Origin of the sequence: Ferruginibacter sp. (genome assembly GCF_014377975.1) — a bacterium.
GTDB lineage: Bacteria > Bacteroidota > Bacteroidia > Chitinophagales > Chitinophagaceae > Ferruginibacter.
The window spans coordinates 1-13,605 of the sequence record NZ_JACMOO010000156.1; the positions used below are offsets into that span (position 1 = coordinate 1).

General features: G+C 38.1%; 8 protein-coding genes. 7 read left to right on the forward strand and 1 reads right to left on the reverse strand.

Annotation, left to right across the window (positions count from 1 at the left end; translation table 11 throughout):
- From H7254_RS09150 to galK, 7 genes are all read left to right on the forward strand, one after another.
- Window positions 1-1,782: glycoside hydrolase family 2 TIM barrel-domain containing protein (locus tag H7254_RS09150; RefSeq protein WP_301932681.1), on the forward strand; the 1,782-nt coding region annotated here is incomplete at its 5' end.
- A 29-nt stretch (window positions 1,783-1,811) separates the two neighbouring features.
- Complete coding sequence (locus H7254_RS09155; RefSeq protein ID WP_301932682.1) at window positions 1,812-2,897, forward strand: hypothetical protein; 1,086 nt, start codon at window positions 1,812-1,814, stop codon at window positions 2,895-2,897.
- Window positions 2,898-2,913: 16 nt separating this feature from the next.
- The gene (locus H7254_RS09160; RefSeq protein WP_301932683.1) at window positions 2,914-4,005 is read left to right on the forward strand and encodes a hypothetical protein; all 1,092 of its coding nucleotides are present in this window, start codon (window positions 2,914-2,916) and stop codon (window positions 4,003-4,005) included.
- Window positions 4,006-4,057: 52 nt separating this feature from the next.
- Window positions 4,058-7,150: a SusC/RagA family TonB-linked outer membrane protein gene (locus H7254_RS09165; RefSeq protein WP_301932684.1), complete on the forward strand. Its 3,093-nt coding sequence runs from the start codon at window positions 4,058-4,060 to the stop codon at window positions 7,148-7,150.
- 24 nt (window positions 7,151-7,174) lie between these two features.
- Window positions 7,175-8,752 (forward strand): RagB/SusD family nutrient uptake outer membrane protein, encoded by a 1,578-nt coding sequence (locus tag H7254_RS09170; RefSeq protein ID WP_301932685.1) that lies wholly within the window; start codon window positions 7,175-7,177, stop codon window positions 8,750-8,752.
- Window positions 8,753-8,910: 158 nt separating this feature from the next.
- The gene (locus H7254_RS09175; RefSeq protein WP_301932686.1) at window positions 8,911-10,557 is read left to right on the forward strand and encodes a glycoside hydrolase; all 1,647 of its coding nucleotides are present in this window, start codon (window positions 8,911-8,913) and stop codon (window positions 10,555-10,557) included.
- A 105-nt stretch (window positions 10,558-10,662) separates the two neighbouring features.
- Window positions 10,663-11,814, forward strand: a complete 1,152-nt coding sequence (gene galK, locus H7254_RS09180; RefSeq protein ID WP_301932687.1) for a galactokinase — start codon at window positions 10,663-10,665, stop codon at window positions 11,812-11,814.
- 149 nt (window positions 11,815-11,963) lie between these two features.
- On the opposite strand, the gene H7254_RS09185 is transcribed toward galK, so the two are convergent.
- Window positions 11,964-13,412 carry a hypothetical protein gene (locus H7254_RS09185; RefSeq protein WP_301932688.1) on the reverse strand — a complete coding sequence of 483 codons (1,449 nt, stop codon included), beginning with the start codon at window positions 13,410-13,412 and terminating at the stop codon, window positions 11,964-11,966.
- Between the last annotated feature and the right edge of the window lie 193 nt (window positions 13,413-13,605).

The window sequence follows — 13,605 nt, forward strand, 5'->3', positions numbered from 1 at the left end:
AGGGGCACTTTAGAGTGTAGCATTTTTCCAAAGCTGGGCCATGCACCAATGGAAAAAAACGGCTGGAGAAAAGTGTTTCAAACAGCAAAAACTTATGGATTAAATCATCTGCGCTTTCATAGTTGGTGCCCGCCTGCTGCGGCTTTTGAAGTGGCAGATGAACTGGGGTTTTATTTACAAATTGAATTGCCGGCGTGGACATATAAAATAGGGCAGGATAAATTAGCTGATAATTTTTTACAGGCAGAAGCGAAAAGAATAATTCAATATTATGGTAATCATCCGTCTTTTTGTTTTTGGAGCATGGGCAACGAAATGCAGGGAAACATGCAATGGCTTAGTGATGAAGTAATGGCCTTAAAAGCAATTGATAAAAGAAGATTATATACCACCACTACTTTTACTTTTGAAGAAGGTTTTGGCAAATGGCCTGTACCAGCCGATGATTATTTTATTACCCAATACACTAAAAAAGGTTGGGTACGTGGGCAGGGAATTTTTGATACAGAGGCGCCATCATTTAACAAAGATTATACGAGTGCAATGGACAGTTTGCCTGTGCCATTAATTACACATGAAGTGGGTCAGTACGCAGTGTATCCAAATATGAAGGAGGTTTCAAAATATACCGGGGTATTAAAACCAGTAAATTTTATTGCTGTAAAAAATGATTTGATAAAAAAGAATTTACTGTCACTGGCAAATGATTTTACAAAGGCAAGTGGAAAACTCGCCGTACTGTTATACAAAGAAGAAATTGAAAGAGCTTTGAAAACCCACGATATTAGTGGTTTTCAGTTATTGGATTTACATGATTTCCCTGGGCAGGGAACTGCATTGGTTGGTATACTGGATGCGTTTTGGGAAAGTAAGGGTTTGATAACACCTGATAAATTTAGAGAATTTTGCTCTTCGGTAGTTCCGCTGGTAAGATTTCAAAAAGCAACTTATACCAATGATGAAACTTTTTCTGCATCTGTTGAAGTGGCGAATTTTAGTACAGCCGCTATTAAACAGGCATCTGTAAGCTGGCAAATTGCTACAAACGATAAACAGATTATAGCAAAAGGAAGATGGACCCCGTCAACCATTGAAATCGGCAATGGAATAACGCTTGGAAATATTACTGCTTCATTAAATAAAATTTCAACTGCACAAAAGTTAACCCTCACCGTAAGTATTGAAAATACTAATTACACTAACAGTTGGAATATTTGGGTATATCCTAGAAAATTGCCCCAAGAAAATTCTGCTGTAGTTTTCACAGCAGATTATACAGAAGCAATCAACGCATTAAATGAAGGCAAAACTGTTTTACTAAATCCTGCAAAAGAAAAAATAAATGGGGTTGAAGGAAAATTTGTACAGGTGTTTTGGAGTCCTGTTCATTTTCCCAATCAGCCTGGTACGATGGGGTTGTTGGTTAATCCTGCTCATCCTGCTTTCGCCCATTTTCCTACGGATGAATATACCAACTGGCAATGGTGGGATTTGTGTAAAAATTCTACCACATTGGTTTTAGACAGTGTTGGAATCAATCCTTCTGCTATTGTTTTAAGAGATATAGATAATTTTTTCAAGAACCGCAATATGGCGAGTATTATTGAAGCTAAAGTGGGCAAAGGCAAATTACTTTTATGCACAATGGATATTGAGCATGATTTAGAGAAGCGACCCGTAGCTGCGCAATTGAAATATAGTTTGCTGCAATACATGGGGGGAAATAAATTTAACCCTGTAACCAATCTGAATGAAAATAATTTAAAAAAGATAATAAAATAATGATTTCTTAAACAATAAAAACTGCTATAATGAAAAAACGATTGCTCCCCATTTTGACAGGCCTTCTGCTGGTGTCAATAATAATGGTACAATGCAAAAAAAACCCTGATGATGTATTTGTGTTAAAAGCCCCTTCACAGTCAATTACATTTACCAATGTATCTGATTTTATAATTGACAGCACCGGTAAAACAATCAATATACAGGCTAAAGTTTCATCTCGGGAGAGCTTACAAAAAATTGAAATTATTTATCAGCCATGGAATATTGCAAAAACAATTTCTGTGTCCGGTAATGACTATACCCTGAACGAGCCGGTGCTTATTCCCACCAATGCGGCTTTGCAAATTCATTCCATTACTTTAAAGGCTACGGATAGTAAAGGCGCTACCAATTTTATTGAAATAAAGATTGGCCTGCAGGATCTCAATTTTAATAAGATTTATTTAGCAGATGTAGCAGATGCGTCCAGCCTTGCAGGAAATTTATACGGCGTACCAGCACCCATGAATAAAATAGCCTCACACACTTTCCAAATGATTTATTATGCAAAAACTGCCGGGGTTAAAATAAGGTTTATACCAAACAAAACAAGTTTTACACCGATAGCAGTGGGCATTGATCCAAACAATGCTTTGAAACTAATAACTGACGGCACTAAATCTTTACCCATTACTTTGGGAGCCGCAGGTTATTATAAAATCACCATTAACACGTTACTGTTAAATTATACCGTGGAGTCATACACGCCAACAGGAACAGCACCGGCACAGGTGGCTTTTGTAGGCCGGGGTTTTTATGATTATCCCAATATGAACTGGCAGAATACTTTGCCCGATATTATTTTACTGGATAAAGACCCTGTAAATCCTTTTCTATTTACAAAGATGCTTAAGTTAGGAACCCCTGCTGGCAGCACCTATGCCTCTGCCCAGTTTATTATGACCACCAATAATGGCTGGACAGATTTCTGGCGGTTTGATGATGGCACAGCACCAGCATTGGCAGTGTTCAATGGTGGTGTAAATACAGATATACCCATTACCACTACGCCGGTCACTTATCTTTTTGTATTTGATGCTCAAACCAATCTAGTGCAGGCAATAAAACAATAACCACTAAACTAATTTTATGAGAAAATATATTTTCAATTCCGCAATGCTTTGCCTGGTTGTATTTATTTCAACAATCAGCAGTTGTAAAAAAAGCGACAGCACACCTAGTGCCCCCAACCCACCCAAAATAGTAATGAGCAATGACGTAATCATAACCACACTGGGCGCTGATTTTTTTATGGAAGCTGACCTTACTGACGATGTTGGTTTAAAATCTTTTACGCTCCGGTATGATGACTGGTATTTATACAATACAGTTTCTCTGGCAGATTCAGGTAATCCTAAAAGCTACCATGTTAAGTATAAATTTAAAATGCCTGATACCGCAGCAAATAAAATACATAGTATTACATTAACGGCAACAAACGTAGGAAATAATGCCACATCAAACCAATTTAAAGTTTTATTGAATTCAGATTTCCCAAAAATGTATCTGGTAGAAAGTACCGACCCTGCAAAACTTACCAGTGATTTATTTGGTGTGCCAATGCTTGTCAAAAAGACTTCATCTTATAATTATGAGGCTACTTATTATTCGGCAGCGTCTAACTCACAGGTTTGGTTTATTCCAAGTAAAACAACTGTAAAACCATTTATGTATGGAATAGATCCTGCGAATGCTTCAAAACTAACCGGGGATTTTACAAAGGCTCTGCCGATTGTGTTACCTAATCAAGGGTATTACAAAATTTCATTTAATACGTTGAATCTTACATTTACCACAACAGCCTTAGCTGCTCCAGATCCATCTGTTGCTTTTGCACAGGTAGCTTTTGTGGGCAGAGGTTTTTATGATAATCCGAATATGAACTGGCAGAATACTTTACCCAATATTTTATTACTGGATAAAGACCCCGTAAATCCATATCTCTTTACTAAAACGCTCAAGGTTGGTACACCTCCCGGCAGTACTTATAATACTGCGCAGTTTATTATTACCACCAATAATGGCTGGACAAATTTCTGGCGGTTTGATAACGCCACTGATCCTGACAGTACCGTATTTGGTGGAGGTGTAAATGCCGAGATCCCAATTTCTACCACACCTGTTACCTACAAAGTAACTTTTGACAGCTATCTCAATAACTGCAAATTTGAACTTCAATAAAAATTTTTAAACAAAAACGATGATAGTTATGAAAAATAATATTTTGAAAAAAATGATATTACTCTGCTTATGCAGTTGCATTGCTGCGGCATCATGGGCGCAAAGTACCGTTAAGGGCCTGGTGAAATCAACAACCGGAGAACCGGTAAGTGGTGCAAGCATTTTACAAAAAGGAACAAAAAAAGGCACTTCATCCGGAGCAGATGGAAGCTTCTCCATTTCAAATATTGTTGCCGGAACAATACTCACGGTTACATCTCTTGGTTATGATGCAAAAGAAATAGCCGCTGCCGTCAATATGGACATTGTGTTGTCGCCAAAAGCAAATCAACTGACAGATGTAGAAGTATCTGTTGATAAAGGCTACGGCAAATCAAAAAGAAATGCCGTAACCAGTGTAATTTCTTCAGTGAAGGGAAGTGACCTTACTGGCATGCCATCCACCAATCTGGGTTCCGTGTTGCAGGGCAGGGCTTCGGGTGTTCAAATAACCAACAGTGGTGGCACCAATCCTCCTACACAAAAAATATTAATCAGGGGTTTTACATCCTTACAAAACAGTACAGACCCCCTTGTAATTATGGATGGGGTTAACCTGGGAAGAACAGGTTTGAACTTTGTAAACCTGAACGATATTGAAACGATTGATATTTTAAAAGATGCATCTGGTGCAGCCATCTATGGTTCTGATGCATCGGGTGGCGTTATTATTATCACTACAAAAAAAGGCAGGATAGGAAGGTTTCAGACGGATGCAGACATGTCTTACGGAAGTGCCTTTTATCAAAACCCAAAGCTGGCGGGCGCAGATGAATATATTGCTATTCAAAAAAGAAGAAATCCTGCTTATGTAGTACCAGTCAATGTTGCCAATACAGACTGGTGGAATGCTACCATGAAGGCTGCCAATCAAATCAATGCCAATTTAAATTTTTCAGGTGGTACTGATAAACTTAGCTCGTTTGGGAGTATCGGGTATGTGAAATCTGATGGCAACTTTACTGTCGGCAATGCCTACTGGCAAAAAATACTAGCTCGTTTAAACCTCGATTTTACCCCAAACAAATACTTAAAAATAGGCTTTACATTAAACCCCCGTTTTGAAAGCTGGGAAAACCCGGGAGGAAGAGGTGACCTGATGCCGGTGGTGCGTACTGAACCTACTTTACCGATTTATGTATCAAGACCGCAATACGATAAGTACAGTCAGTTTAGCCAAACAAGCATTGACAGAAATGTGAATCCAATTGCAGCTTTAAAGAGAGGAGTATTCAATAAAAATTATGCTATTGGCATTATTGGTTCTGCCTATATTGATATATCGCCAATAAAAAACCTGCACCTGAGGAGCCAGATGAATATCAATACTACCCAAACTTATAGTGCCGGGTATACGCCCAGATATTTTAATGGCAACCTTGATAGAAACTTTGACCCAACCGATGTTTCTACTTTAGAAAAATCTGACAATGCTTATAGTAATTCAGGGAATGCTTTTAACTGGATATGGACGCAGACAGCCAATTACACTTATAACTTAGGCGCCGACCATACCTTTGGTTTGTTAGCAGGATATGAAGCAAGAAAAGAATATGGTGTTGGAAATTCGGCTGCGAGATATAAAAGCCAGGACCCAACGAACTCCGATTATTACTATCTCAATTATATGCAGGGTGATTATATTTCCACCGGCGGTTATGAATACCAGGATACATGGGGAGCTATTTTTGGAAGGTTAAATTATAATTACAAAGGAAAATATTTTGCAGAGGGAATTGTAAGAAGGGATGTTTCATCCAGATTTTATAACGATAGTAAGTATGCTGTTTTTCCATCTGCATCAATTGGATGGATTGCAACGAATGAAAAATTTCTAGAGTCCTTTAAAAAATTAAATTATCTTAAAATAAGAGCCAGCTATGGTGAGATAGGTAACAGTTCACTGAACGACCCTGCATCGTATCTTAATTTTTTAAGCCCTTCTTACGGCAGCGTAAATGTTGCCACATTTGGCGACCCACGCACCGGCTATCCTATCTACACTGTTGCAAGACCGGCCAACCCTAAATTAAAATGGGAAAGGGATATTGACGAAAATATTGGATTTGATTCTTACTGGTTCAGCAATCAATTGTATGTAAATGCTGAATTATATAAAAGAACTGCCAAAGATTTATTGTTTACAGATTATAACGGCAGACCTGAATTAGGAATACCCGGCGGACAGAAATTAAACCTGGGTCAAATTTCAAACAAAGGATGGGAAGCAACGATTGGCTATAAAAGCCAACCAAAAAGCAAATTAAAATTTGATGTGTCGGCCAATCTATCTCACAATACACCCTATCTTGATAGTTATGGTTTAACGGGCGACCCAGTATTGGGCGATGCACAGGGTGCATACAGGATTACCGAAGAATTACAGGGTCCTTATACCAAATCTGAAGTAGGTCAGGAGATAGGAAAGTACTGGGGTTATCAGGTAAAGAATATCTTTCAAAACCAAACTGAAATAAATGCTTATACAGATAAACAAGGCAACCTGATTCAACCAAATGCAAAGCCGGGAGATTTTAAATACCAGGATACAAATGGGGATGGTGTACTCAATGACAAAGACCGTGTATACCTTGGCAGCAGGAACCCTAAATTAGAGTTGGGGCTAAACTTAAGAGTAGAATATAAAGGATTTGATTTAGCAGTTTCAGGTTATGGAAGATTTGGCCATAAAGTATTATGGTTTGCAAAAAAATTTTTAACACAGGGAGCACTTGGTGCCAATGTGCTGGCTGGCTCTGTTAATAAAGCATGGAATGGGGAAGGCTCTACAAATTTATATCCCCGGTTTGTGCAGGATGGAGCCACACCGGATTTACTTCGCTTTAGTTCCTGGTTCTTAGAAAATGGAGATTACTTCAGGTTAAATAATATTCAGGTGGGCTATACCATTCCTGAAAAATGGATTAAAGGAGTAAGGAAGGCACGAATTTATATCAACACACAAAATTTATTTACGATTACAAAATATCCCGGTATCAATCCGGAAATTTATAATCCAGATTTGCCTATCAATGCAAATGGTGTAGATATTTCTCAGTACCCCGTTAAAAAAACAATTACTGTTGGATTGGCTATTGGCCTTTAATTAATAAAAAATAAAAAGATAATTATGAAAAATAATTTTTTAAAAACTGCAACAGTTTGCTTAGCTGGGATAGCAGTGCTGTTTTGCATAACCAGTTGTAAAAAAGATTTCTTTGAGAAAAAATTGTATGGAATACAGGATCAGGCACAGACCATTAAAGATGAACCAACAGCACTGGCGCTGGTGAACGGTTGCTATGCTTTGGCAGATGGCACCGACTGGTACTCTGGTCCTTTTGAACGCCAGATGCTGGAATGTTCTACTGATGATGGATGGGGCGGAAACGATTACCAGGACAGACCTACAGAGATTGGCTCTATGGCATTCACGAATGTTTTAAATGCAGACAATTCTTATGTGAGGTATTTGTATGAAGTACTATACCAGGGAGTACGAAATTGTAACAATACAATTAGTGTAATACCTAAAGCACCTATTAATGATGGTCTAAAAGCAAGGATTATAGGAGAAGCAAAATTTTTAAGGGCTTATTATTATTTTGAGCTCGTAAAGAATTATGGAGATTGTGTATTGTACACAGATTTGCCTACAAGTGACCAGTTGATTCCACGTTCGCCCGCAAAAGATGTGTACGCACAAATTGTAGTAGACTTAAAAGAAGCAGCGGCTGCATTACCCGAGAAAGATGTTTATTCAGCACCCGATAAAGGAAGGGCATCGAAAGGCGCGGCATTGGGCATGTTGGCAAAAGCCTATTTATTTATGGAAGATTATCCCAATGCAGAAGCTGCTGCCAATCTTGTCATTCAATCGGCGAAGTATAGCCTTTTACCAAACTTTGGTGATTTATGGAAACCAAATAACCCATGGAGCAATGAATCATTATTTGAAATTGGTTATTTGCCTGACACAAAATTTAGTACAGGAACAAGAGCCACTACCATGACGTGGGCCACCAGTGACGGTGGCTGGGGCTGGTTTGGGTTAACCAGCAATCTTGAAAATGCTTTTAACAATGAAGGCGATACAATCCGCAGGGGATATACGATTGTAAAGGAAGGACAACCAGTAGCTGGTGAAAGCCGGATTTTTCCTGCATATAATAACCAGCATACATCGGGGCGCCATTCAAGAAAATTGTATGTGCCCGTTGCAGAAAGAGGCGGCTTCTATGGTAATCAGCCTTATAATCAAATCATTTTAAGGTATGCAGAAGTATTATTGATTTACGCGGAAGCGGCAGCATTTAACGCACACAATGCAGAAGCCTTAACACAATTAAATACCGTGCGCAACAGGGTAAATCTGCCAGCAAAAACAGGCCTGTCAGGTGATGGATTAAAGACGGCAATCTGGAATGAAAGACGGTTGGAATTTGCAGCAGAAAGGACTTATCGCTGGGATGATATAAGGCGCATAAAAGTTAACGGGAAAAAATTAATCAGCACTTTGATGGGGTCTGCAGGCACTTTCGTTTTATACAATATCACACAGAATACAGACCCTGTAGAAACCCTGCCGCACAGGGAAAACAGGAACAAAGGGATTGAGTTTAAAGAAGGGATAAACGAATTGTGGCCAATACCAAGAAATGTAATACAAGCAAGTGGTGGTAAGGTTACTCAAAATAATGGATATTGATTTTTTAAAAGAAGGTAAAAACGTCAACCCTTCAGCGGTTGAAAACCATGACGAGGGCAGAACGAAGTATTTTTAAATTTATAAAAAATATTGTGGAGCTGGTAGTCAATGTAAAACCTTGTATAAAAAAACCATCTCTATAAAAACTATAAATAACAATGAAACAAAATAATTTTTTTATGGTATCAATAGTGCTGCAAATAGCCTTCTCCCTGGTGATGACGGGATGCAATAAAAAAGAAGCACCCCTGCCTCCGCCGCCAGATCCTTGCTTTTATAATGGCGTGGATACCTGTTTGCTTAATATAAAAACAAAAATCAGTATCAATCTGAATGATGAAAAACAAACCATTTACAGCTTTGGTGCTTCTGATTGCTGGACTACCAAATTTATTGGCAACTGGGGCGATGTAACTAAAAAAAATAAACTCGCCGATTATCTTTTTAGCACCGATACCTCAATAGATGGTTCGCCAAAAGGAATTGGATTATCACTGTGGCGTTTCAATATTGGTGCAGGCAGTTATGAACAGGGCAGTGCCAGTGGTATATCGGATGAATGGAGAAGGGAAGAGTGTTTTTTAACTAGTAATGGCACTTATGATTGGTCTAAACAACAAGGCGCTCAATGGTTTTTAAATGCAGCGAGAGCAAGGAATGTAAAATATATTCATGGATTTGCAGTTTCTGCACCGGTGAGTATGACGCTTGATGGAATGGCGCATGGCGGTGGCGGTTCTTCGTTTAATTTGCAGGCAGGTAAAATGCCAGACTATGCAACTTTTTTAAGTACCGTATCCAGTCATTTTAAGTTTGATTATGTGAGTCCATTCAACGAACCACAATGGAACTGGGGTGGTGCAAACGCAAGCCAGGAAGGCAGTGCAGCAACTAATACTGAAATGGCAACATTAACCAAATTGTTAGGCCCCAAATTACAAACGGCAGGTGCCTCAACAAAAATAGTTCTCGGAGAAGCTGCTCAATTAAATTTTATTACAGCTGGTTATGGTGGCGACAGGGGCGACCAAATTTATAACTGGTTCAATACTGCTTCTGCCAATTACATTGGAAATATTCCCAATGTAGAGAAATCAATTTCAGGACATAGTTATTTTACCACCTGCCCGGATAATAATTTAATCACCACCCGAACCGCATTATTAAATAAAAGAAATGCGACAGACCCCTCGCTGGGTCTTTGGCAAACTGAGTTTGGTATCTTAGGTGACATCTGTGGACAATACAATGGCTATCCAAAGAACACGTCTATTGATTATGGTTTGTATGTTGCTAAAGTAATTCATCATGATTTAGCATTTGCTAATATGAATTCCTGGTCGTGGTGGCTGGCAGTAAGCCCTTCTGATTACAGTGATGCATTGGTTTATGTAACCGATCCAACTGGCAGCATCAATTTAAATAATTCTAAAAACGATGGTATTGTTTCAGATTCAAAACAACTTTGGTGCATGGGTAATTTTTCCAGATTTGTGCGCCCTGGTATGAAGAGGGTTTCTGCAAGTATCAATGGAATTGATGATGCTACTGCTGCAAGTTCATTTATGATTTCAACCTATAAAGATGCCGTTGCAAAAAAGATGGTGATTGTTGTTATCAATATGGGCAACAGTGCTAAAAAGTTTACACTCGATGGACTGGGTTCGTCCATTAATATCACCGGCAACAAACTGGACAGCTATACCACCAGTGGCTCTAAGAGCCTTGCCCGTTCAGTAAGCAGTGCTGATAACATCAATATTGAACCAAAGTCTGTAACTACTTTTGTAGGTACTTATTTTTAAATAAAAAAGAGAAAAACATTTAAGCGTTTCATAAGCAAGCAAGTTTTGCTAATCGTGGGGCAATTTTAATTGCCCCTTTTTTTAAAATTGAATCTATTATTGAGTATGAAAGAAAAAGTTAAAAAGGCTTTTCAAGAAAGATATAAGCATCAGCCTTCATTAATTGTACGTTCCCCCGGCCGTGTAAATATTATAGGTGAACATACTGATTATAATGATGGTTTTGTTTTGCCTGCGGCTATTGATAAAGCCGCCTACTTTGCAATTGCATTAAGAGATGATGAAGAAATTCATTTGGCTGCAGAAGATTTGAATGAAACTTTTTCTGCTTCAGTAAATGAATTAAAACCGGTGGGTGATGTTAGCTGGCCGAATTATATCCTGGGCGCAGCAGCGCAATTTCAAAAGTTAAACATCCGCATGAAAGGCTTTAATGCAGTGCTCTGCAGCGATGTGCCCATTGGTGCAGGGCTTTCATCTTCGGCTGCGGTGGAGTGTGCGGTGATATTTGCATTGAATGAACTGCTGCAGACAAAGCTGGACAAATTTACAATGATTAAGATGGCGCAAAAAACAGAGCATGAATTTGCAGGTGTAATGTGCGGCATTATGGACATGTTTGCAAGTTTGATGGGAAAGAAAGACCATCTAATAAAATTAGACTGCCGTTCACTTGAATATGAATATGTGCCTTTAAAATTAGAAGGGATAAAAATTGTATTGCTCAATACCAATGTAAAGCATTCATTGGCCTCCTCTGAATACAATACACGCCGAGCCGAATGTAAACAGGCGGTGGAATGGGTGAAGCAACATGAACCTCAGGTAAATTCGCTTCGGGATGTTACCGAATATATGCTGGATAAATATGTATTACCAAAAAGTGAATTAGTTGATAAACGGAGCCGCTTTATTGTACAGGAAATTCAAAGGCTGCAGCAAGGATGTGAAGATTTAGAGAAGGGTAATATAAAAGCGTTGGGTAAAAAAATGTTTGCCACACATGAAGGGTTGAGTGGCCTATATGATGTTAGTTGCAGGGAGTTGGATTTTCTTGTCGATTTTGTAAAAAATAATGATGCAGTTATAGGTGCAAGAATGATGGGGGGCGGGTTTGGTGGCTGCACTATCAACCTGGTAAAAGAACATGAAATAGAGAAACTAATAACCGCTGTGCAACCAGCTTATGAAGCAGCAATGCATTTGCCATTAACTTATTACATGGCAGGTGTTGAAGATGGTACATCAATGACTTAATAATTTATTTTTGATAACACTATAGATCTTACTCAATCTGGAAATACCTTAAAAAACTGTCTTCAATGTGAATTACATATTTTTAAATTGAAGACAGTTTCATTTAAAGCAATAATTGGAGTTTATTATTATCAAATATAAAGAATTTGTTACCAGGTGATTCTGACAGTGGTAAAAGATTGCCCGGAAAAATCAACGTCATAATAATTCAGACCGACATTGTTCTGGTTCCATACTAAGCTATTATTTTCTGTTGCGCTTGTTCTGTAAATATTTATGGTACTGATATTGCCTCCAAAATATAACCTTACCCTGTTTTGTGCATCAGTATTCCAGTTTACTACATTTATATCGGCACGGTTTGGAGCGGTAAAGGCGCTCACATTATCTGCACCAAAATTTGTAATCCCACTTAGTGTTGTATTGATATAATTTTCATTTAAAAGGTTTGCAGCGAATTGCTGATATACATAATAATTCTTTTTCCTTACTGCTGTTCCAGCCCAGGGCGTAAATAATAAGCCGCCAAAATTTGTTGTGGGGGCTCCCCATTCAAAATATAACCAACCTTTTGCCCCACCTCTAAAAGCATCATGAAACTTATTTACTAAATCTAATGAAGCAGTAAGTTCATCTGGTGTGTCACCCATCCCAAAGCCCGCATGCCACTCAGTCATATATAAACCTTTAGTGCCTGATGCTGTGGAAGCTGATGAAAAGTTAGCTGCCGAACTTCCTCCATACTGATGTGTTGTAAAAAAATCAATATTGCCAGCCGCATTGAGAGATGGGACATACCCATTTGTGTGGGTAACATCAATACAGTCTGGAGCGGCGAATTTAGGAACGGTTATGCCTACAGATGGTAATTTCATTTTCAACCAACCTGCTGTATTGAAATATACATTTTGTGCCTGTGTTGCTGTAAATTCTGCTGATTCATAAGGAACTGCTGAAGATGGATAATCTGGTTCATTCATTAAACTTAGATAGCTAACTGTTACTCCATTATCTTTTAAGTTTTTTAGATGGGCATAAATAAATTCTCCAAATTCACTATAAGCATTGGCAACAGAAGTTGTTAAAGTACCTCCATTGTTAACACTTCCATTAGTTTTTAAATATTTTGGCGGCGATAAAACAATGCCCCAAATTTTAATATTTGGATTAAGGGAGATTGCTTTTTTTGCCGCAGTAATTTGGTCAGTCAAATTATTATTTGCGGTAAAATTAAATTTTGTAAAATCAGTAACACCGGGATCAGTATTATCATTTACATCTTCAACACCATCGGCACGAAGCACAATTTTAAATACGTTTACATTTAAATCAGTCCATAGCCATGTAGCGGCAGTATTGAAATTTGCAAGGTTTACTAAATGACCGCTGTAGAAGTAGCAGCCTGCACCCATTAAGTCAATTTTTTGTTTTGGATTACCAATGTCTACAGTGATACTTCCCCCGGTTTGAACTGCCAACGGGCTAATACCTTTATTTATTTTATCCGTTGAGATTTTAGTGTCAGTTATTTTTTTACATGACACAATTGTAAGTAGCGACAATAGAATTACCGCTGGTTTTAATTTTAATGGCTGCATCGTTAGATATTTTAAAATGTGAAATCAAATTTAATAATACCAGTACTGGTTTAAAATGGAGTTACAAACTATATTGATGGATAATATTATTACTCATTTTTGTTGTGAGACCAATGGACCGTATTATAATCCATCCTTTCAGTAAAAAAGTAAATTATTATCGGTTAAATAAAAAATAGCTTACAGCAATAAA

Bases quoted from the DNA above. Each gene is read 5' to 3' on its own strand.
- H7254_RS09175 (WP_301932686.1), top strand. From the start codon at position 8,911: ATGAAACAAAATAATTTTTTTATGGTATCAATAGTGCTGCAAATAGCC.
- H7254_RS09160 (WP_301932683.1), top strand. From the start codon at position 2,914: ATGAGAAAATATATTTTCAATTCCGCAATGCTTTGCCTGGTTGTATTT.
- H7254_RS09155 (WP_301932682.1), top strand. From the start codon at position 1,812: ATGAAAAAACGATTGCTCCCCATTTTGACAGGCCTTCTGCTGGTGTCA.
- H7254_RS09185 (WP_301932688.1), bottom strand. From the start codon at position 13,412: ATGCAGCCATTAAAATTAAAACCAGCGGTAATTCTATTGTCGCTACTT.
- H7254_RS09170 (WP_301932685.1), top strand. From the start codon at position 7,175: ATGAAAAATAATTTTTTAAAAACTGCAACAGTTTGCTTAGCTGGGATA.
- H7254_RS09165 (WP_301932684.1), top strand. From the start codon at position 4,058: ATGATATTACTCTGCTTATGCAGTTGCATTGCTGCGGCATCATGGGCG.
- galK (WP_301932687.1), top strand. From the start codon at position 10,663: ATGAAAGAAAAAGTTAAAAAGGCTTTTCAAGAAAGATATAAGCATCAG.